General features: G+C 64.2%; 18 protein-coding genes and 1 tRNA gene. 15 read left to right on the top strand and 4 right to left on the bottom strand.

Annotated elements, in window-relative coordinates:
• Position 1: 1 nt before the first annotated feature.
• From rpoB to HWV23_RS07115, 4 genes are read left to right on the top strand one after another with little or no spacing between them, the layout of a single operon-like run.
• Entirely contained in the window at positions 2–1,828 is a 1,827-nt protein-coding gene (gene rpoB / locus HWV23_RS07130) for a DNA-directed RNA polymerase subunit B (RefSeq protein WP_178289728.1), read from the top strand.
• Complete coding sequence (locus tag HWV23_RS07125) at positions 1,828–4,782, top strand: DNA-directed RNA polymerase subunit A' (protein WP_178289727.1); 2,955 nt, start codon at positions 1,828–1,830, stop codon at positions 4,780–4,782. Before rpoB ends, HWV23_RS07125 begins: the two co-directional genes overlap by 1 nt.
• Positions 4,775–5,980, top strand: a complete 1,206-nt coding sequence (gene rpoA2 / locus HWV23_RS07120; protein ID WP_178289726.1) for a DNA-directed RNA polymerase subunit A'' — start codon at positions 4,775–4,777, stop codon at positions 5,978–5,980. The genes HWV23_RS07125 and rpoA2 overlap by 8 nt, the downstream gene beginning before the upstream one ends.
• Before the next feature lie 28 nt (positions 5,981–6,008).
• Positions 6,009–6,434 (top strand): NusA-like transcription termination signal-binding factor, encoded by a 426-nt coding sequence (locus tag HWV23_RS07115; protein ID WP_178289725.1) that lies wholly within the window; start codon positions 6,009–6,011, stop codon positions 6,432–6,434.
• A 249-nt stretch (positions 6,435–6,683) separates the two neighbouring features.
• Here HWV23_RS07115 and HWV23_RS07110 read toward each other — a convergent pair whose 3' ends face one another.
• Positions 6,684–7,004, bottom strand: coding sequence for a hypothetical protein (locus HWV23_RS07110; RefSeq protein ID WP_178289724.1), 321 nt, complete (start codon positions 7,002–7,004; stop codon positions 6,684–6,686).
• A gap of 171 nt (positions 7,005–7,175) precedes the next feature.
• On the opposite strand from HWV23_RS07110, the gene HWV23_RS07105 reads away from it, so the two are divergent.
• The 3 genes from HWV23_RS07105 (at position 7,176) to HWV23_RS07095 (ending at position 9,647) form a co-directional block, all read left to right on the top strand.
• Positions 7,176–7,604: a 30S ribosomal protein S12 gene (locus tag HWV23_RS07105; protein ID WP_178289723.1), complete on the top strand. Its 429-nt coding sequence runs from the start codon at positions 7,176–7,178 to the stop codon at positions 7,602–7,604.
• Positions 7,604–8,215, top strand: coding sequence for a 30S ribosomal protein S7 (locus tag HWV23_RS07100; protein WP_178289722.1), 612 nt, complete (start codon positions 7,604–7,606; stop codon positions 8,213–8,215). The genes HWV23_RS07105 and HWV23_RS07100 overlap by 1 nt, the downstream gene beginning before the upstream one ends.
• A 94-nt stretch (positions 8,216–8,309) precedes the next feature.
• The gene (locus HWV23_RS07095) at positions 8,310–9,647 is read left to right on the top strand and encodes a PQQ-dependent sugar dehydrogenase (RefSeq protein ID WP_178289721.1); all 1,338 of its coding nucleotides are present in this window, start codon (positions 8,310–8,312) and stop codon (positions 9,645–9,647) included.
• Positions 9,648–9,732: 85 nt separating this feature from the next.
• Here HWV23_RS07095 and HWV23_RS07090 read toward each other — a convergent pair whose 3' ends face one another.
• Positions 9,733–10,485 (bottom strand): DUF5781 family protein, encoded by a 753-nt coding sequence (locus tag HWV23_RS07090; RefSeq protein ID WP_178289720.1) that lies wholly within the window; start codon positions 10,483–10,485, stop codon positions 9,733–9,735.
• Between the two features lie 191 nt (positions 10,486–10,676).
• Between HWV23_RS07090 and HWV23_RS07085 the strand changes: the two genes are divergently transcribed.
• A complete protein-coding gene (locus tag HWV23_RS07085) occupies positions 10,677–12,866 on the top strand; it encodes an elongation factor EF-2 (protein ID WP_178289719.1) in 2,190 nt (729 codons plus the stop codon).
• 274 nt (positions 12,867–13,140) lie between these two features.
• On the opposite strand, the gene HWV23_RS07080 is transcribed toward HWV23_RS07085, so the two are convergent.
• Positions 13,141–13,551, bottom strand: coding sequence for a hypothetical protein (locus tag HWV23_RS07080; RefSeq protein ID WP_178289718.1), 411 nt, complete (start codon positions 13,549–13,551; stop codon positions 13,141–13,143).
• 147 nt (positions 13,552–13,698) lie between these two features.
• Between HWV23_RS07080 and HWV23_RS07075 the strand changes: the two genes are divergently transcribed.
• The 7 genes from HWV23_RS07075 (at position 13,699) to HWV23_RS07045 (ending at position 19,518) form a co-directional block, all read left to right on the top strand.
• On the top strand, positions 13,699–15,081 hold the full coding sequence (locus HWV23_RS07075; RefSeq protein WP_178289717.1) for a hypothetical protein: 1,383 nt from the start codon (positions 13,699–13,701) through the stop codon (positions 15,079–15,081).
• A 27-nt stretch (positions 15,082–15,108) separates the two neighbouring features.
• On the top strand, positions 15,109–15,999 hold the full coding sequence (locus HWV23_RS07070; RefSeq protein ID WP_178289716.1) for a DUF7537 family lipoprotein: 891 nt from the start codon (positions 15,109–15,111) through the stop codon (positions 15,997–15,999).
• A 91-nt stretch (positions 16,000–16,090) separates the two neighbouring features.
• On the top strand, positions 16,091–16,615 hold the full coding sequence (locus tag HWV23_RS07065; RefSeq protein WP_178289715.1) for an amino acid-binding protein: 525 nt from the start codon (positions 16,091–16,093) through the stop codon (positions 16,613–16,615).
• Complete coding sequence (locus HWV23_RS07060; protein WP_178289714.1) at positions 16,612–17,559, top strand: homoserine dehydrogenase; 948 nt, start codon at positions 16,612–16,614, stop codon at positions 17,557–17,559. Before HWV23_RS07065 ends, HWV23_RS07060 begins: the two co-directional genes overlap by 4 nt.
• Before the next feature lie 150 nt (positions 17,560–17,709).
• Positions 17,710–18,975: a translation elongation factor EF-1 subunit alpha gene (gene tuf, locus HWV23_RS07055; RefSeq protein WP_178289713.1), complete on the top strand. Its 1,266-nt coding sequence runs from the start codon at positions 17,710–17,712 to the stop codon at positions 18,973–18,975.
• Between the two features lie 3 nt (positions 18,976–18,978).
• Complete coding sequence (rpsJ, locus tag HWV23_RS07050) at positions 18,979–19,287, top strand: 30S ribosomal protein S10 (protein ID WP_178289712.1); 309 nt, start codon at positions 18,979–18,981, stop codon at positions 19,285–19,287.
• A gap of 159 nt (positions 19,288–19,446) precedes the next feature.
• Positions 19,447–19,518: transfer RNA gene (locus HWV23_RS07045), tRNA-Ala, on the top strand.
• Between the two features lie 117 nt (positions 19,519–19,635).
• Here the strand turns inward: HWV23_RS07045 and HWV23_RS07040 are convergent.
• On the bottom strand, positions 19,636–20,106 hold the full coding sequence (locus HWV23_RS07040; protein WP_178289711.1) for an FKBP-type peptidyl-prolyl cis-trans isomerase: 471 nt from the start codon (positions 20,104–20,106) through the stop codon (positions 19,636–19,638).
• Between the last annotated feature and the right edge of the window lie 71 nt (positions 20,107–20,177).

Here is a 20,177-nt window from a genome sequence, read left to right as displayed (position 1 = left end):
TATGAGCCAGGGAAGAGAAGCCAAAGTCTACGTCAACGGGAGCCTCATCGGCACCCATCCGGACCCGCATAAACTCGCAGACGACATCCGTGAGGCACGCCGCCGCGGTGAAATCGACGAGATGGTCAACGTCGCGGTACGTGACCGGACCGACGAGGTCATCGTCAATGCCGACGCCGGCCGTGCCCGGCGGCCCCTCATCGTCGTCGAGGACGGCGAACCGCTCCTCTCGGACGAAGAACTCGAAGCCGTCGAGAACGACGAACTCGAATTCGAGGACCTCGTCGACCGCGGCTACGTCGAGTTCATCGACGCCGAGGAGGAAGAGGACATCTACGTCGCCGTCGACGAGGACGAACTGACCGAGGACCACACGCACCTCGAGGTCGACCCGCAGCTGATGTTCGGTATCGGCGCGGGCATGATTCCGTACCCCGAACACAACGCGTCGCCGCGGATTACGATGGGGTCGGGGATGATCAAGCAGTCGCTCGGTCTGCCGTCGGCCAACTACCGTATCCGGCCGGACACCCGCCAGCACCTGCTTCACTATCCGCAACTGTCCATCGTCAAGACCCAGACGACCGAACAGATCGGCTACGACGACCGACCGGCCGCACAGAACTTCGTCGTCGCGGTCATGTCCTACGAGGGTTTCAACATCGAGGACGCCCTCGTCATGAACAAGGCCAGCGTCGAACGCGCGCTCGCGCGGTCGCACTTCTTCCGGACCTACGAGGGCGAGGAACGGCGCTACCCCGGCGGTCAGGAGGACCGCTTCGAGATTCCGGACGACGAGGTCCGCGGCGCACGCGGCGAGGAAGCCTACACGCACCTCGACGAGGACGGCCTCGTCAACCCCGAAACGCGTGTCGGCGAAAACGACGTCCTGCTGGGCAAGACCAGCCCGCCCCGGTTCCTCGAAGAGCCGGAGGAGATGGGCGGTCTCTCCCCGCAGAAGCGGCGTGAGACGTCGGTGACGATGCGCTCCGGCGAGTCCGGGGTCGTCGACACCGTCACGCTGATGGAAGGCGAGGACGGCTCGAAGCTCTCGAAGGTCAAGGTCCGCGACGAGCGGGTGCCGGAACTCGGCGACAAGTTCGCCTCCCGGCACGGCCAGAAGGGTGTCGTGGGCCACCTCGCACCGCAGGAGGACATGCCCTTTACGCAGGACGGCGTCGTACCGGACCTCATCCTGAACCCCCACGCCCTCCCGTCGCGGATGACGGTGGGCCACATTCTGGAGATGCTCGGCGGCAAGGTCGGCTCGCTGGAGGGCCGCCGTGTCGACGGGACGCCGTTCCAGGGCGAAGACGAGGACGAACTCCGCGAGGCACTCGTCGACCGCGGCTACAAGTCCAACGGCAAGGAGGTCATGTACTCCGGGATTACTGGCGAGAAAATCGAGGCCGAAATCTTCGTCGGCGTGATTTTCTACCAGAAGCTCTACCACATGGTCTCCAACAAGCTGCACGCCCGCTCCCGCGGGCCGGTGCAGGTGCTGACCCGCCAACCCACCGAGGGGCGCGCCCGTGAGGGTGGCCTCCGTATCGGTGAGATGGAACGTGACGTCTTCATCGGCCACGGCGCGGCCATGACGCTCAAAGAGCGCCTGCTGGACGAATCCGACCGCGAACTCATCCACGTCTGTGGGCAGTGTGGGATGAGCGCCGTCGAGAACGTCGAGCAACGCCGAGTCTACTGTCCGAACTGTGACGAGGAGACCGACGTCCACGAAGTCGAGATGAGTTACGCGTTCAAACTCCTGCTCGACGAGATGAAGGCGCTGGGTATCGCCCCGCGAATCGAACTGGAGGACGCAGTATAATGCAAGGCAAAGCCCCCAAAGAAATCGGCCAGCTCAGTTTCGGCCTCATGGACCCCGAGGAGTACCGTGACATGTCGGCCACGAAAGTGATTACGGCCGACACCTACGACGACGACGGTTTCCCCATCGACATGGGGCTGATGGACCCCCGACTGGGCGTCATCGACCCCGGTCTGGAATGTAAGACCTGCGGGAAGCACTCGGGTTCGTGTAACGGCCACTTCGGCCACATCGAACTCGCCGCGCCCGTCATCCACGTCGGCTTCGCGAAACTCATCCGCCGCCTGCTTCGCGGTACCTGTCGTGAGTGTTCGCGACTCTGTCTGACCGAGGACGAACAGGCGGAGTTCCGCGACCGACTCGACCGGACCCGCCAACTCGGCGAGGACCTCAACGACGTGACGAAGGCGGCCATCCGCCTCGCACGGAAGAAGGACCGCTGTCCGCACTGCGGCGAAAAGCAGTTCGACATCAACCACGAGAAGCCGACGACCTACTACGAGGTCCAGCAGGTCCTCTCGTCGGAGTACCCCGAGCGCATCGCCGCGGCCATGGAAGGTCGCGACCCCGATGCCGAAGAGGGCGAGGAAGACGAGGACCGCGAACCGGTCTCGCCGAACGAACTCTCCGAGGAGACGGGCATCGACCTCGAACGCATCAACCAGATCCTCTCCGGGGAGTTCCGCCCCAAGAAGGACGACCGGAAGGCCCTCGAGAAGGCGCTGGACGTCGACCTGACCGAGGAGGACATGAACAAGCTGATGCCCTCGGACATCCGCGACTGGTTCGAGGACATCCCGGACGAGGACATGCGCACGCTCGGCATCGACGCCGAGAAGTCCCGTCCCGAGTGGATCATCCTGACGGTGCTTCCGGTCCCGCCGGTAACCGCGCGGCCGTCGATTACGCTGGACAACGGCCAGCGGAGCGAGGACGACCTCACCCACAAGCTGGTCGACATCATCCGCATCAACCAGCGGTTCATGGAGAACCGCGAGGCGGGTGCGCCCCAGCTGATTATCGAGGACCTCTGGGAACTGCTCCAGTACCACGTCACGACGTTCATGGACAACGAGATTTCGGGCACGCCGCCGGCCCGACACCGCTCCGGCCGGCCGCTCAAGACCCTCAGCCAGCGGCTGAAGGGCAAGGAAGGCCGATTCCGTGGCAGCCTCTCCGGCAAGCGTGTCAACTTCTCCGCGCGGACCGTCATCTCGCCGGACCCGACCCTGTCGCTGAACGAGGTCGGCGTCCCCGACCGCGTCGCCAGCGAGATGACCCAGACGATGATCGTCAACGACCGGAACCTCGATGACGCCCGTCGCTACGTCGCCAACGGCCCCGAAGTACATCCGGGCGCCAACTACGTCAAGCGACCCGACGGCCGACGTCTGAAGGTCACCGAGAAGAACTGCGAGGAACTCGCCGAGAAGATCGAACCCGGCTGGGAGGTCGCCCGACACCTCATCGACGGCGACATCATCATCTTCAACCGGCAGCCCTCGTTGCACCGGATGTCCATCATGGCCCACGAAGTGGTCGTGATGCCGTACAAGACGTTCCGCCTGAACACGACGGTCTGTCCGCCGTACAACGCCGACTTCGACGGCGACGAGATGAACATGCACGCCCTCCAGAACGAGGAGGCCCGTGCCGAGGCGCGCGTCCTCATGCGCGTCCAGGAGCAGATTCTCAGCCCGCGCTTCGGTGAGAACATCATCGGCGCGATTCAGGACCACATCTCGGGGCTCTACCTGCTGACCAACCAGAACCCCAAGTTCAACGAGACGCAGGCGCTGGACCTGCTCCGTGCGACCAGCATCGACGAACTCCCCGAATCGGACGGCACCGACGAGGAGGGCAAGCAGTACTGGACCGGCCGGACGGTCTTCTCCGAACTGCTGCCGGACGGACTCAACCTCGAGTTCACCTCCTCCGCGGGCGACACGGTGCTTATCGAGGACGGCGAACTCGTCTCCGGGACCATCGACGAGGACGCTGCCGGTGCCTTCGGCGGCGAGGTCGTCGACACCATCTGTAAGGTCTACGGCAACACGCGAGCGCGCGTGTTCGTCAACGAGGTCGCCACGCTGGCGATGCGCTCGATCATGCACTTCGGGTTCTCGATCGGTATCGACGACGAATCCATCGAGCGAGAGGCCGAAGAGCAGATCGCCGAGGCAATCGACGGCGCCTACGACCGCGTTCAGGACCTCATTCAGGCGTACCGCGACGGCGAACTCGAATCGCTGCCGGGGCGGACGGTCGACGAGACCCTGGAGATGAAGATCATGCAGACGCTCGGCAAGGCCCGCGACTCCGCGGGTGACATCGCCGACGACCACTTCGACAACGACAACCCGGCGGTCGTCATGGCCGAATCCGGCGCGCGTGGGTCGATGCTCAACCTCACGCAGATGGCCGGCTGTGTCGGCCAGCAGGCGGTCCGCGGCGAGCGTATCAACCGCGGCTACGAGGACCGCACCCTCAGCCACTTCAAGCGCAACGACCTGTCGGCGGACGCCCACGGCTTCGTCGAGAACTCCTACCGGAACGGCCTGACCCCCAAGGAGTTCTTCTTCCACGCGATGGGCGGCCGCGAGGGGCTTGTCGACACTGCAGTCCGGACCTCCAAGTCCGGTTACCTGCAGCGTCGGCTCATCAACGCCCTCTCCGAACTCGAAGCCCAGTACGACGGTACGGTTCGGGACACTTCCGACACCATCGTCCAGTTCGAGTTCGGCGAGGACGGCACCTCGCCGGTTCGGGTCTCCTCCAGCGAGGACTACGACATCGACATCGAGTCCATCACGGACCGCATCGTCGACGAGGAGTTCGCCAGCGAACAGGAGAAACAGGAGTTCCTCGGCATCGAGGAACACGAAACGAACCTCTCGGAACACGGCGAGCGCTGGCGGGCTGACTCCGCTACGGGGGTAGAATCCGATGACTGAGATCACCGGCGACATCGAAAACCTCGTCGAGGGCACCGACCTGCCTCGACGACTGAAGGACGAACTGTACGCGACCATTGAGGACCGAAGCGACGTGACCGCCGACGATGCTGCGGATATCGTCGAGGCCGTCGAATCCCAGTACCTCGAATCCCGCGTCGACCCGCTGGACCCCGTCGGGACCGTCTCCGCCCAGTCCATCGGCGAACCGGGCACGCAGATGACGATGAACACCTTCCACTACGCGGGCGTCGCGGAAATCGACGTCACGCAGGGGCTGCCCCGGCTCATCGAGCTGGTGGACGCCCGGAAGACGCCCGACACGCCGATGATGACGGTCCATCTCGAAGACGAGTTCGCCGAAGAACGGGACCGCGCCCACGAGGTCGTCTGGAAGATCGAGGCCACGAAAATCCTCGCGCTGGGTGACGTCTCGACGAACGTCGCCGACATGCTCGTCCAGATCGACCTCAACGAGGAGACGCTGGAAGAGCGCTGGCCGACCGCCCCGAACACCGACGAGGTGGCCGGCGAAATCGCCGACACCATCGAATCCAAACTCGGCGTCGAGACGGTCCAGCCCGAACCGACGCTCATCGAGTTCGGCCCCGACCAGCCCTCCTACCGCCAGCTCCTCCAACTCGTCGAGGAGCTGCGCGAAATCGTCTTCAAGGGCATCGAGGACATCACCCGCGTCGTCATCCGCAAGGAAGAAACCGAGAACGGCGAGGAGTTCGTCCTCTACACCGAGGGCTCCTCGCTGAAGGACGTCCTCGACATCGAGGGCGTCGACGCCTCGCGGACGACGTGTAACAACATCCACGAGATTCGCAACAACCTCGGCATCGAGGCTGCCCGCGAAGCCATCATCGAGGAGACGATGAACACGCTCGAAGAGCAGGGCCTCGACGACGTGAACATCCGGCACCTGATGCTCGTGGCTGACATCATGACCAACAACGGCGAAATCGAGTCCATCGGCCGGCACGGCATCTCCGGCAACAAGGACTCCGTGCTCGCCCGTGCCGCATTCGAGGTTACGGTCAACCACCTGCTCGATGCGGCCATCCACGGTGAAGTCGACGAACTCGACGGCGTCACCGAGAACGTCATCGTCGGCAAGCCCATCAAACTGGGCACCGGCGACGTCGACCTCCGGATGGGCGCCACCCAGAGCGTCGAACCCGCCGACGACTAACCCGCTACCCCCACACTACGTTCTTTCCATGGCCGTCACGCTAACCGACGAGGCACGACAGTATATCGCCCTCTTCGACGAGGAAACCGACGTGGCGGCCACCGACTGCATTGTCGACGACGAGTACGACCGGGTCGTCTTCGTCGTCCCGCCCGGCACGATGGGCAAGGCCATCGGCCCTGGCGGCACGCACGTCCAGCAACTCGAGGACAAAATCGGCCAAGACATCGAAATCGTCGAGGGTGCCGACACACCCGAGAACTTCGTCGCCAACGCGTTGGCCCCGGCAGCGGTCTACAACGTCACGATTTCCGAGAACGACACTACCGTCGCTTACGCTGAAGTGGACCGCGACGATGTCGGCGTCGCCATCGGGACGGACGGCCGGAACATCGACCTCGCTCGGCGGTTGGCGAAGCGGCACTTCGACGTGGACGAGATTGAGCTGCCGTAACCCCACTTTTTGCACGAGAACGCGGGTCGCGGCGTTGCCGCGACCCCGGTTCTCGGCAAAAACATGGGGAAAATATGCGCGCCCTCCTCCAGTCGCGCCCACTCGCTTCGCTCGTGGGCGCGGTAGTCGTCGGGCGCTACCGGACTGCGGGCGCCTTCGGCGCCCTTGTCCGGGGAACCGCCTCGGGGGCCTTCTCCGAAGGCCCCGCTCGGCGGATGCTACCTCCGTTGTCTGCTCAATCGGTTTTCGTCAGGGCAACAGCCGGGCGAGCGCGGCCGCGAGTCGGTCCACGAAGGAGTCGGGTCGCTGTTGGGAGAACGCGGTGGGCTCGCCCTTGTGGTAGGCGTCGATATCGTCCAGCAGGTCGCCGAGGCGTGAATCCATGTCGCCAAACTCGTTGGTGGCCTTCTGTCGGTCGGTGGTGCGGCCTTCCTTTATCAGGGCGCTGCCGCAGTCCGGACACTCGAAGAAGCGGTTGGCGCCGTCGCTGCCGAGTTCGCGAGCGGCGTCGTGGTCGCAGTCGGGGTCGCCCGCGATGGCGAAGAGTCGCCGCTCGTTGTCCGAGGGCATCGTACTGTGGCATACGTTCCCACGGAAACTAAATCTTCGTGTTGTCGGAGGTGCCGACGGTGGGGCAGGTCAGGGTCGGGTCGGCGTGGCGAATCGCGCCGTGGTGGTGGCTCACGCCCGCTGTTTCGAAAAGGGATGCTTAAGTAGCTCCGTCGGGAAGCTACTGGCACTATGGCGAACGGCAAATACGCCGCGCGGAAACTCAAGAAGGACCGCCAGAAGCATCGGTGGTCCGACTCGGATTACGCGCGCCGTGCCCGCGGACTCGGCAAGAAGTCCGACCCCCTCGAGGGCGCCCCGCAGGGTCGGGGCATCGTCCTCGAGAAGGTCGGTATCGAAGCAAAGCAGCCCAACTCGGCCATCCGGAAATGCGTCCGGGTGCAGCTCATCAAGAACGGCAAGCAGGTCACCGCCTTCTGTCCCGGTGACGGTGCAATTTCGTTCATCGACGAGCACGACGAGGTTACCATCGCCGGTATCGGCGGTGCCAAGGGTCGTGCGATGGGCGACCTCTCGGGTGTCAACTACAAGGTCGAGAAGGTGAACGGCGTCTCCCTGATCGAACTCGTCCGCGGGAACGCGGAGAAACCGGTCCGATAATGAGCTCGGAAGCACCCGAACCCGACGCGCCCGCCTCCACCGAGGACGAGCGCGTGTCGGCCAAGCTCTTCGGCGAATGGGACGTCGACGGCATCGAGTATTCGGACCCCTCGACGCGACGGTACATCACCGTCACGCCGATTGCCCACACGATGGGTCGACACTCCGAAAAGCAGTTCAAGAAGTCGGAAATCTCTATCGTCGAGCGGCTCATCAACCGCCTCATGCAGACCGATGAGAACACCGGCAAAAAGCAGAAGGCGACCAGCATCGTGCAGGACGCCTTCGAACTCGTCCACGAGCGCACCGAGGAGAACCCGGTGCAGGTACTCGTGACGGCCGTCGAGAACGCCGGCCCGCGGGAGGAGACCGTCCGCCTGAAGTACGGTGGCATCTCGGTCCCGAAGGCCGTCGACGTCGCCCCTCAGCGGCGCGTCGACCAGGCGCTGAAGTTCATTGCCCAGGGCACCTACAGCGGGTCGTTCAAGACGACGACGCCCGCCGCCGAGGCGCTGGCCAACCAGCTCGTCGGCGCGGCCAACTACGACCTGCAGGCCTACCCGGTCAGCCAGAAGGAAGAACAGGAACGCGTCGCGGCCGCCGCTCGCTAACCGTTCGTCACCCTTCTTTCGTTTTCGCGGACGGATAGCTACCAACGTCCGACAGTATCAGCAATCTTTAGCGGCTTGCCTCATAGCAACCGGTATGCGCCCGCTTGCCTCCCGACGACGGTTCCTCGCCTCCACCGGGGCGGCCGGCATCGCTGCCCTCGCTGGCTGTTTCAGTCCCTTCGACGACACCGAACCGGTCGACTCCGAATACGACCTCTCGGTCGACCACGACATCGACGACTGGGACCGCCACGACCCCGAGTGGTCGGCGCCCCAATCCTCGCCGCTGGATGCCTCCTTCGGCACGGAGACGATTATCGAAGGCCTCGAAGTCCCCTGGGACCTCGAGTTCGCCCCCGACGGCGAGGTGTTCATCTCCGAGCGCGTCGGCCGCATCAGCCACTACAGTTCCGGCGAACTGGAGTCGGTCGCCGACCCCGACGCCGTCATCGACCACGCCGACGCCATCGAAACCGGTGAGGAAGGCGGCTGGTGGGCCGGCGGCAGCGAAGGCGGCCTGCTCGGCATCGCGCTCCACCCGAACTACCCCGACGTGCCCGTGCTGTATGCCTTCTACACGTATCAGGCGGGCGAGGAAGACTACCGCAATCGGCTGGTCCTCTACGACCTCGATAACGGCAACGAGGAGTCAGTCGTCATCGACGATATCCCGGGCCATCGCATCATCCACAACGGCGCTCGCCTCGCCTTCGGCCCCCGAAACTACCTGTGGGTGACGACCGGCGACGCGAACATCGAGTCGGCGCCCCAGAACACGGGGAACCTCGCCGGCAAAATCCTCCGAATCAAGCCTGACGGGACGGCCCCCGACGGTAACCCCGGCTTCGAGGACCCCCGCGTATACAGCTACGGTCATCGGAACCCACAGGGTATCTCCTACCTTCCCGACGGGATGCCCATCGCGCCCGAACACGGCCCCGCCGGCCGCGACGAGGTCAACCTCATCGAGTCAGGCGGCAACTACGGCTGGCGCGGCGTTCGCGGCGGGCCGAACGACGGCGAGTACGAATCCTATTCGGCCCACGACGATGTCGTGAACCCGCTTGTCAACACCGGTGCCGGCGAATCGTGGGCGCCCTGTGGCGGCGTCTTCTACACCGGCGATTCGGTCCCTGCGCTGCAGAACCGCTTCGTCACGGGTGGACTCGTCTCACAGCGGGTCAACATCGTCACGGCCTTCGAGGGTCAGGCCCCCGACATCGGTGGTCAGCGATTCGAGGCCGACTGGCAGCATCCCGAATACGACGCGGTCGCTCACCACATCTTCGAGGACGAACTCGGTCGTATCCGTCACGTCGAACAGGGGCCGGACGGCAACCTCTATGCGATTACCTCTAACCGGGACGGCCGCGCGACCGAGGCGTTCCCGAAGGAGGGTGACGACCGCCTCGTGCGTATCGTCCAGAACTGAGGCTCATACGGATTATTGTAGCCTTTTACCGGTCATCGCCAGCCCCATGTTGGCGATGACCGGCAACTCGTTACAATAAACCGTATCAGTCAGCGGCCTGCCCGCTGTCGATGGCGTACTCGCGGGTCACGTCCACGAGGGCCTGCCGATACTCCGATTCGTCGGGGTTCCGCTGTAGCGACAGGAAGTGGGTTTTGAACGCCGACAGGGAGACGCCGGGCGCGTCGGCCGCGGCGGCGTCCGCGAGGTCGTAAAGCCGGTGGTCCGCAGCGATGGCGTCGTGTCGCTCCAAGAGCGCGAGTGCGAAGGCGGCGTTGACCGCCGTAATCTCCGGGTCGGCGGCACTGGTTCGCCGCTGCCAGTCACCGGGTGCGGCGGGCGGCGAATCGGCGACGGCGCTGGCCAGCGACGACTCCATGAACGCGACCAGTTTCTCCGTCGGCCCGATATCGAGCGTGATGTCGTCAGCGTAGATGTCTTTCATGTGATTCGCGATCTGATAACAGTGGGATAGCTTTCGCCGTTCGACGCTTTTGCCGGCCAAGGCAAGATAGAGGGCCTCCTCGGTCGATTGGACGTGGGAGGGGTGTTCCTCCTCGTAGCGCGCCATGTGGGCGAACTCGTGGAGGGCGAGTTCCCGGGCCATCGCCGACGTCGCTGCGCGCCGGGAGACCAGCAACTCGTGGTGGTCGTCGTAGTGGCCTGCCACGGTCCGTTCGTCGGGGTTTTCCCGTATCTCGACGTCGACCGGCAACGCGAGTTCGTACTCCGTCTCGAAGACGTCACGCGCGCTCAGAAACGGCTCGGCCGGCCCACGTCCCGTCACGCGAACATCCATGTCATCTATTCACAGGGGATGTTGCCGTTTGACTCTTACGTATGGTGAAGGGAATGGCCGGCTTTCCCGGAACCACGACTCGTGACGTCGTACCGTGCGGGACGAAAACAGGGGATACATCCCGAAAACGCCGGTTTTGGCCGCGGCAAAACACTACCCTTTTCACCCTGCTGGTGAAAACTGACTGTATAATGGGCCGACGTAAGAAGATCGTACAGGAGTGCGAACGGCTGATGGACGAACCGGAGAACATCCGGAACATCGCCATTGCCGCCCACGTTGACCACGGGAAGACCACTCTCACCGACAATCTGCTGGCTGGTGCGGGCATGATCGCCGAGGAGAGCGCCGGCGAACAGCTCGCGATGGACACCGAAGAGGACGAACAGGAACGCGGCATCACCATCGACGCGGCAAACGTTTCGATGACCCACGAGTACGAGGACAAGAACCACCTCGTCAACCTCATCGACACGCCGGGCCACGTCGACTTCGGTGGCGACGTGACGCGGGCGATGCGTGCCGTCGACGGCGCGCTCGTCGTCGTCGACGCCGTCGAGGGCGCCATGCCTCAGACGGAGACCGTGCTCCGGCAGGCGCTCCGTGAGGGCGTCAAGCCGACGCTGTTCATCAACAAGGTCGACCGCCTCATCTCCGAACTGCAGGAAGGTCCCGAGGAAATGCAGGAGCGACTCCTTGGCGTCATCGCCGACGTCAACGAGCTCATCCGCGGGATGACCGAGGAGATGGACGAAATCGAGGAAGACTGGACGGTTTCCGTCGAGGAAGGCACCGTCGGCTTCGGGTCTGCCCTCTACAAGTGGGGCGTCTCGATGCCGTCGATGCAGCGCACCGGCATGGACTTCGGCGAAATCATCGACCTCGAACGGGCCGACAAGCGGCAGGAACTCCACGAGCGGACGCCGCTTTCGGACGTCGTGCTCGACATGGTCTGTGAGCACTTCCCGAACCCCATCGACGCCCAGCCGATGCGTATCCCGCGTATCTGGCGTGGCGACCCCGAATCCGACATCGCCGACACGATGCGGCTGGTCGACGAGGACGGCGAAGTCGTCATGATGGTCACCGACATCGGTGTCGACCCCCACGCCGGCGAAATCGCCGCGGGGCGTGTCTTCTCCGGGACCATCGAGAAGGGCCAAGAGCTCTACGTCTCCGGGACCGCCGGCAAGAACCGCGTCCAGAGCGTCGGCATCTACATGGGTGGCGAACGCGAGGAAGTCGAGCGCGTTCCCGCTGGGAACATCGCCGCCGTCACCGGCCTCAAGGACGCCATCGCCGGTTCGACCGTCTCCTCCGTCGAGATGACGCCGTTCGAGTCCATCGAACACATCTCGGAGCCGGTCATCACGAAGTCCGTCGAGGCGAAGAACATGGACGACCTGCCGAAGCTCATCGAGACGCTCCAGCAGGTCGCCAAGGAAGACCCGACCATCCAGATCGAGATCAACGAGGACACCGGCGAACACCTCATCTCCGGGCAGGGTGAACTCCACCTCGAGGTCATCACCCAGCGTATCGAGCGGAATCAGGGTATCCCGGTCCACACCGGCGAACCCATCGTCGTCTTCCGCGAGGCGCCGCAGACCGAATCCCGCGAGGTCGAAGGCCGCTCGCCGAACAACCACAACCGCTTCTACATCACCGTCGAACCCCTCAGCGACGACATCGTCGAGGGCATCAAGATGGGCGACATCTCGATGGACATGCCCGAACTCGAACGCCGCGAGGCGCTCATGGAAGAGGGCATGGACAAGGACACCGCCCAGAACGTCGAGGAGATCCACAACACGAACGTCTTCATCGACGACACGAAGGGTATCCAGCACCTCAACGAGACGATGGAACTCGTCATCGAGGGCCTCGAAGAGGCGCTCGACGACGGTCCCCTCGCTGCTGAGCCCGTCGAAGGCGCACTCATCCGCCTCCACGACGCTCGCCTCCACGAGGACGCCATCCACCGCGGTCCGGCGCAGGTCATCCCCGCCGTCCGCGAGGCCGTCCACAACGCCCTCATCGACGCGGACATCAAGCTCTTGGAGCCGATTCAGGAAGTCCGCATCGACGTGCCCAACGAGCACATGGGCGCCGCATCCGGCGAGATTCAGGGCCGCCGTGGCCGCGTCGACGACATGTACCAGGAAGGCGACCTCATGGTCGTCGAGGGTATCGCACCCGTCGACGAGATGATCGGCTTCTCCTCGGACATCCGTAGTGCGACCGAGGGTCGCGCCTCCTGGAACACGGAGAACGCCGGCTTCCGCGTCATGGCCGACAACCTCCAGCCGGAGACCATCACGGAGATCCGCGAGCGGAAGGGCATGAAGACGGAACTGCCCGAGCGTATCGACTACTTCTAAACCTCGAACTTTTTGCACGGGGCGCCTGCGGCGCCCCGGCAAAAACTTCGATGAAAAAGACACGTCGGCCTTCCCTACGGTCAGGCCTCGGTCCCGCGCCTCGCTGACGCTCGGCGCGGTTGAACCGCTCAGCGCGCTTCGCGCGCCTCGCGGATGCTATCTTATTGATTGCTTTCCTCTCGCGTACTACCGCCAGACGTGACACTACCGTTTCTAAACAGCTGACCTTGCTGGTGACGATTAGCAGCAGCCGACTAATAAAGACCGAGCGAAATCAGACCGGCGTGCCGTCGTTCGTCTCGGGGCCCCACTCGAAGACACCGTAGTAGGACAGCGACGTCGCGCCGCCGACGAGGACGGCCATCACGGGGTTAATCGGGACCGCGAGGCGGCCCGCTTCGAGGCCGTAGAACGCGGCATCGAGGACGGGACCGCTGGATAGCGAATTCGTCAGCAGCGTCAGCCCGACGAGCGAGCCACAGAAGACGACCGTGAACCGCGATAGCCGTGCCGGGTCGGTCCCCGCGGCGCCGAACACGGCCGCGAGCGGGACCCAGACGGTGAGGGCGGCCACCAGTAACTCGGTGCGGGTCGGGTCGACGAACACGGCGGATGCGGCGACGAGTGTGATGACGCCGCTGGCGACCACCGCGACGAGCCACTCCGTCGGTCGACCGAGCACCATCTCTCATATTGGTTCGTTCCGATATCTTATAAACGAGGGATGGATATCGCGGCTCGAAACCCGCGTTCGGCCGGATTCCCCGTTTATACTTAAAACAGCGGCTAAATCCGGCTAAATACTGATTAATATATACGGGGCTTATTCGGTATGATGAGACGAAGCCTCCACCGACTGGCGGTTATCGCACTCGCGATAAGCGTCTTCAGCGCGATGTCGGTCGCTCCCGTCGCGGCGGCCGACGGAGTCAACATCGGCGACGACGACAGCGTCAGTATCGGGACCGACGGCGTTAGCATCGGCGGCGATGAGGGCATCGATATCAATACCAGTTCCGGCGACGGCATCGAAGTCAGTGCCGGCGGTGACCGTGGCGTCGAGGTCGGTGCTGATACCGAAGACGGCGTGGAAATCGGCGCTGGCGGGGACAGCGGCGTCGAAGTCGGTGCCGATACCGAGGACGGCGTCGACGTCGCCGTTGGCGGTGACCGTGGCGTTGATGTCGGCGCGGATACCGAGGACGGCGTCGATGTCGATGCTGCCGGCGAGGACGCCGCTGGTGTCGATAGCGACGGCGTGTCCGTCGCCGGCGAAGATATCGGCAGTGACGGTATCGAAAGCCTTCCCGTCGAGAACTCCGACGGCATCGGCGGCGTTGACGGCAACCCCAGCGACGTGACATCGGAAATCGACGGCCTCACGGGAGGCGACCATGGTGTCGAAACGCTTCCCGACGACTCGCTTTCGGGCGCCGGTGATTCGGTTCCCTCCCAAGACTTCCCGATCGGTGGCGAGGATGCGCCGATAAACGCCTGTGATACGCTCGATATCGGCACGGACGACTTGCCTGCGGAGTCCCTGCCCGGACTCGATGACCTTCCGTCCGAAGTGGTCCCCGCCGGCGTGCCGACCGACCTGCTTTCGACGCAGGCGCTTCTCGGTATCGCGCTCGGTATCATCCCCGCGCCCTGTGAGGTCTTCAACCCGAACGACCCGCCCTACGACCCGATAACCGGTGACGACGAGTTCGACCCCGCACAAGACGAGGAAATCCAGTACATCGGCGAGAACGACGGTGGCATTCTCGCCGTGGTGCTCTACGACGCGACGCTGAACGAGTCGGGCAACGGCCCCGGGATCTCGACGGTGACCGCCATCGGCGCGAACCCCGACTACGGTGACATCGACCTGCGATACGGCGTCAAAGACGGCGAAAAGGAATACGCCGTCGACCCGCGACTGCGGTACAACGACGAGCGTATCTGGGGTGAAGCCAAACTCGTCCTGCTCGGCAAGAACCTCGGTGCGGGCGTCTCCTGTGAGCGACCCGAACAGGTCAGTCTGGACCTCGGCGAGCTACAGGAAGACCCGCTCGGTCCCTGTGAGTACACGGTCATCGGTCTGATGAACCCGCCCATCGGACCCGCACAAATTCTGGATATCGTTCTCGGGGCCGGCGATAGCGTCGGCGAAGAGCCGCTGCTCCCCGGCGAGGAACTCCCCATCAATCCGGATAACCTGCTAAGCCTCTAATCACCGATGCGTTCACGTCCATTACTGGTGGTTGCAGTCCTCGTCCTCGCGATGCTTTCGGGGTGTTCGGTACTCCTCGATGACGGCGACTCGGCGCCGGTCGGCGATGTTTCGACGCCAGCACCGACAGGTGACGACGGGTCGACGCCGGTGCCAGCGGGTGAGGCGACTTCGACCCCGACGACCGGTGGTTCTTCGACGCCGGCGGACAGCGACGACTCGACGCCGACCCGGACACCGGCATCGTCGGCGTCGTTGTCCACCTTCGATGCTGCGGCACTCAACGATGGCCACGTTACGGCACTACAAAACGCCGGAAGCTTCACCGCCGAAAGCTCGCTGATTATCCGTAGCGAGGACTCGGTGCGGTATATAAACGGGAGCTACGCCATCGAGCGTGGCGGCCCCGCGGCGAACACGGCGAACATCACCTTCGTCGGCCCGAACGGGACGCGGGATTTCCCGACGTCGACCAGATACACCGAGAGTGACACGACCTACGAACGACAGGTCGCTCGCACCGACAACGGCACGGAGGTCGGCTACCGGTCGGCGTCGGCGCCGTACAACGACTCGGGCCTCCAGCCGGTCAACCGGTCGGTCGCCTACTCGCTCGGCGAAATCGCCCGTGAAGTCATCGACAACTCGACGTGGAACGAAACCGGCTCCGGCACGTTCGACGGCGAGAGGGTCACGCGATACGATACCTCGGGCGAGCGGTTTGGGGCCGGACAACTGGGACCGAACGCCGAGGGGGCGGCCACGATGGCGGTTGACGAGAACGGGGCCGTCCGGTACGTCGCCTATCAGTTCGTCACGACAGTCTCCGGCGAGCGGACGACCTACAGCTACGAGGCCACCTACGTCGATGTCGGCGGGACGAACGTCCGGCGGCCCGACTGGACCGATGAGGCCTGACCGCTGACCCGGAGAGATTTGCAAACCCCGTCGTTCTTATAGCCGCCGCCACCTGAGATTGGGTAATGAGTGAACGTTCGGAGGTGAGCCGATGAGCGAGGCGGACGTGCGGTCCTACACGGTGCGTCTCGAACTCGTCGACGAACCCGGTGAACTACTGCGCGCGCTCGAACCCATCGCCAACAACGGTGGGAACCTCCTCTCGATATTCCACGAGCGTGGCAACCTCACACCCCGGGGACACATCCCCGTCGAGGTCGACCTCGAAGCGACCCAATCGCAGTTCGACGTCATCGTCGACGCGCTTCGGGACGCCGGCGTCAATATCATTCAGGCGGGCGCCGAGCGGTACAGCGAGGAACTGACGGTGGTGTTGGTCGGCCATCTCGTCGATACCGACCTGTCGGATACCCTTCAGCGGTTCCAGGAGTGTGGCGGCGTCTCCGTGGCTGACGTCTCGCTTTCGGCGCCGCAGGGCACCGAAAACCCCTCCAGCGCACGGCTTCGAATCGTCGCCAGCGAGGGCCAGACGTCCGATGCCCTGACGACCGTCCGTGAAATAGCCGACGAGAAGGACCTGCGCGTCATCGAACCGCTGACGGAGGGGTCCCAATGAAACTCGCCGTACTGGGTGCCGGCGCGGTCGGCACCTCCGTCGTCGAGTTGGCCGGCGAATACGGCCACGACATCGTCGCAGTCGCCGACTCCTCGACGGCCGCCGTCGACGAGGAGGGCCTCAATGCCGAGGACGTCCTCTCCCGAAAGCGGAGTCGCGGTGTCGTCGGCGACGCCGACGTCGAGGCGGCGCTTGCAGCCGACTACGACGTCCTCGTCGAAGCAACGCCGACGACGCTCGGCGACGCCGAACCCGGCTTCTCCCACGTCGAGCGCGCGCTGGAGCGTGACCGCCACGTCGTCCTCGCCAACAAGGGACCGGTCGCCGAACGCTACGAGGACGTTCGGCAACTGGATGCCGACTCGCAGGGGTCGGTACTGTTCGAGGCCGCGGTCGGCGGTGCGATTCCGGTACTGTCGACCATCGACGACCTCAACGGGCAGGTCACGGCGGCCCGCGGCGTCCTCAACGGGACGGCCAACTTCATCCTCAGTCGGATGGCCGCCGAGGGACTGGACTACGAGCACGTGCTGGCCGAGGCCCAGGACCTCGGGGTCGCGGAAGCCGACCCCACCTTCGACGTGGAGGGCACCGACGCCGCGCTGAAGTGTGTCATCCTCGCGAACGTCCTCTACGACGAGACGTACACGCTCGAGGACGCCGAGGTCGAGGGCATCGCGGACCTGCCGGGAAGCCCGCTGGAGTTGGCGGCCGAGGACGGCCGGACGATTCGACTCATCGGCGAGGTTGCGGACGGCGAGGTTCGTGTCGGTCCCCGCCTCGTTCCCGAGAACGGCACGCTTGCGGTTTCGGGGACGCTGAACATCGTCCAACTGGAAACCAAACACGCCGGCCGCCTCAACATCTCGGGGCGGGGCGCCGGCGGGCCGGAGACGGCGAGTGCGGTGCTGGCGGACGTGGGGCGATTGCCGCCACGCGAGTGAGTACGCGCCTCGGGGCTGGTTTCACCGTACGCCGTGGTATCTGCTCGCAAACCGCCCGACGCGCCCGGTTTCGGCCGAATCCCTTTCGAAATCGTTTTACGGGCCACCGACCAAAGATTCGGACACAGCGCATTCGCGCGTGAGAATACAATGAGTGACAAACCGCACCAGAACTTGGCCGTAATCGGCCACGTCGACCACGGTAAGAGCACGATGGTCGGGCGACTCCTCTACGAGACCGGGAGCGTCCCCGAACACGTCATCGAACAGCACAAGGAAGAAGCAGAAGAGAAGGGCAAGGGCGGCTTCGAGTTCGCCTACGTGATGGACAACCTCGCCGAGGAGCGAGAGCGTGGTGTCACCATCGACATCGCCCACCAGGAGTTCGACACCGACGAGTACTACTTCACTATCGTCGACTGTCCGGGCCACCGCGACTTCGTCAAGAACATGATTACTGGCGCGAGCCAGGCCGACAACGCGGTCCTCGTCGTCGCCGCCGACGACGGTGTCCAGCCGCAGACCCAGGAGCACGTTTTCCTGGCTCGTACCCTCGGCATCGACGAACTCATCATCGCGGTCAACAAGATGGACCTCGTCGACTACGACGAGAACAAGTACAAGGCCGTCGTTGACGAGGTCAACGAACTGCTCCAGCAGGTCCGCTTCAACACGGACGACGCCAAGTACATCCCGACCTCGGCCTTCGAAGGCGACAACGTCTCCGAAGCCTCCGAGAACACGCCCTGGTACGATGGCCCGAGCCTGCTCGAGGCCCTCAACGATCTGCCGGAGCCGCAGCCGCCGACGGACGCGCCGCTGCGCCTCCCGATTCAGGACGTTTACACGATTTCCGGCATCGGTACGGTCCCGGTCGGCCGTATCGAGACCGGCATCCTCAACACCGGCGACAACGTCTCGTTCCAGCCGTCTGACGTCGGTGGCGAGGTCAAGACCATCGAGATGCACCACGAAGAGGTCCCCAAGGCCGAGCCCGGTGACAACGTTGGCTTCAACGTCCGTGGCATCGGTAAGGACGACATCCGCCGTGGTGACGTCTGTGGTCCCGCTGACGACCCGCCGTCGGTCGCCGAGACCTTCCAGGCGCAGGTCGTCGTCATGCAGCACCCGTCGGTCATCACCGCTGGCTACACGCCGGTCTTCCACGCCCACACGGCGCAGGTCGCGTGTACCATCGAGTCCATCGACAAGAAAATCGACCCCTCCTCCGGCGAGGTCGCCGAGGAGAACCCGGACTTCATCCAGTCCGGCGACGCCGCTGTCGTGACGGTCCGACCCCAGAAGCCGCTCAGCATCGAGTCCTCGAACGAGATCCCGGAGCTGGGCAGCTTCGCCATCCGTGACATGGGTCAGACCGTCGCGGCCGGCAAGGTCCTCAGCATCAACGAGCGATAACGCATGCAGCAGGCACGCGTTCGCCTCGCGGGCACGGCACCCGAGGACCTCGACGACATCACGGAAGACGTCCGCGAAATCGCGGACAAGACCGGCGTCGAGCTGTCGGGTCCGGTTCCGCTGCCGACGAAAACGCTGGAAATCCCCGCACGCAAGTCCCCCGACGGTGAGGGGACCGCGACGTGGGAACACTGGGAGATGCGCGTCCACAAGCGTCTCATCGACATCGACGCCGACGAACGCGCCCTCCGCCAGCTAATGCGGATTCAGGTCCCGAACGACGTCTCCATCGAGATCGTCCTCGAAGACTAACGCGACTCCGCGGGAATCGCGGGTTGCGAACGAGGGCGCTTTCGACCGGTCGTTCACCCCGGGTTCCGCCCGCCGCAACACTCACGCGCGACTGCTTTCGTCGCCTTTGGTGTTGCAAAACGGAAGGTACAAACGGCCGAATCGTTAACTGAAAATCGCGGGCCAGTAGATCAGCGGCAGATCGCTTCCTTCGCAAGGAAGAGGCCCTGGGTTCAAATCCCAGCTGGTCCATTCCTTCACTTCGCTACGTTCGCCTAGCCCTGCTTGCTTCGCTCGCAGGCGTCCCGGCGAGTCTAATAAAATGGTATCGTAGAATTACTGCCAGCAGTCGTTAGAAACGCTCAGGCGTTAGTTGACGTCGATGATTTCGATATCGAACGTCAGCGTTTCGCCGGCGAGTTCGGGGTTGAAATCTACGCGAACGACGTCGTCGCCGGAGTGGATGATTTCGCCGTGCTGGCCGTTCTGGGCTTCGAGGTAGGCGCCTTCCTCGGGCGTCTGGCCGCCGAGCATCTCCTGCAGTTCGTCGGCGTCGAACTCCTGGACGTTCTCCTCGCTTCGCTCGCCGTAGGCCTTCTCGGGCGGAATCGTCAGGGTGGTCGTCTCGCCGGCTTCCATGCCGATGAGGCCTTCCTCCATGCCTTCGATGACCTGTTCGGCGCCGACGTCGACTGTCAGCGGAGTATACTCCCGGTCGGGCTGGGCCTCGTCCAGGCCGTTCTCCTCGGCGACGGATTCGCGTGAGGTGTCGAAGACGGTTTCGTCGTCCAGTCGGCCGGTGTATTCGAGCGTAACGGAATCGCCAGTTGCTATCGTCATACGGAGACGACGGGAGCCAGACGGAAAACCCATCGTATCGAGCGACGACGATTCGGCGGGACGGGGCGGCA

It is taken from the genome of Natronomonas halophila (genome assembly GCF_013391085.1).
Lineage (GTDB): Archaea > Halobacteriota > Halobacteria > Halobacteriales > Haloarculaceae > Natronomonas > Natronomonas halophila.
This window is presented reverse-complemented; position numbering and strand designations above follow the sequence as displayed.

What these genes read in the sequence shown, in the direction of transcription:
- HWV23_RS07095 (WP_178289721.1), top strand. Translation starts at nt 8,310, where the DNA reads ATGCGCCCGCTTGCCTCCCGACGACGGTTCCTCGCCTCCACCGGGGCG.
- HWV23_RS07060 (WP_178289714.1), top strand. Translation starts at nt 16,612, where the DNA reads ATGAAACTCGCCGTACTGGGTGCCGGCGCGGTCGGCACCTCCGTCGTC.
- HWV23_RS07075 (WP_178289717.1), top strand. Translation starts at nt 13,699, where the DNA reads ATGATGAGACGAAGCCTCCACCGACTGGCGGTTATCGCACTCGCGATA.
- tuf (WP_178289713.1), top strand. Translation starts at nt 17,710, where the DNA reads ATGAGTGACAAACCGCACCAGAACTTGGCCGTAATCGGCCACGTCGAC.
- HWV23_RS07105 (WP_178289723.1), top strand. Translation starts at nt 7,176, where the DNA reads ATGGCGAACGGCAAATACGCCGCGCGGAAACTCAAGAAGGACCGCCAG.
- HWV23_RS07085 (WP_178289719.1), top strand. Translation starts at nt 10,677, where the DNA reads ATGGGCCGACGTAAGAAGATCGTACAGGAGTGCGAACGGCTGATGGAC.
- HWV23_RS07065 (WP_178289715.1), top strand. Translation starts at nt 16,091, where the DNA reads ATGAGCGAGGCGGACGTGCGGTCCTACACGGTGCGTCTCGAACTCGTC.
- HWV23_RS07110 (WP_178289724.1), bottom strand. Translation starts at nt 7,004, where the DNA reads ATGCCCTCGGACAACGAGCGGCGACTCTTCGCCATCGCGGGCGACCCC.
- HWV23_RS07080 (WP_178289718.1), bottom strand. Translation starts at nt 13,551, where the DNA reads ATGGTGCTCGGTCGACCGACGGAGTGGCTCGTCGCGGTGGTCGCCAGC.
- HWV23_RS07115 (WP_178289725.1), top strand. Translation starts at nt 6,009, where the DNA reads ATGGCCGTCACGCTAACCGACGAGGCACGACAGTATATCGCCCTCTTC.
- HWV23_RS07040 (WP_178289711.1), bottom strand. Translation starts at nt 20,106, where the DNA reads ATGACGATAGCAACTGGCGATTCCGTTACGCTCGAATACACCGGCCGA.
- rpoB (WP_178289728.1), top strand. Translation starts at nt 2, where the DNA reads ATGAGCCAGGGAAGAGAAGCCAAAGTCTACGTCAACGGGAGCCTCATC.
- rpsJ (WP_178289712.1), top strand. Translation starts at nt 18,979, where the DNA reads ATGCAGCAGGCACGCGTTCGCCTCGCGGGCACGGCACCCGAGGACCTC.
- rpoA2 (WP_178289726.1), top strand. Translation starts at nt 4,775, where the DNA reads ATGACTGAGATCACCGGCGACATCGAAAACCTCGTCGAGGGCACCGAC.
- HWV23_RS07090 (WP_178289720.1), bottom strand. Translation starts at nt 10,485, where the DNA reads ATGGATGTTCGCGTGACGGGACGTGGGCCGGCCGAGCCGTTTCTGAGC.
- HWV23_RS07125 (WP_178289727.1), top strand. Translation starts at nt 1,828, where the DNA reads ATGCAAGGCAAAGCCCCCAAAGAAATCGGCCAGCTCAGTTTCGGCCTC.
- HWV23_RS07100 (WP_178289722.1), top strand. Translation starts at nt 7,604, where the DNA reads ATGAGCTCGGAAGCACCCGAACCCGACGCGCCCGCCTCCACCGAGGAC.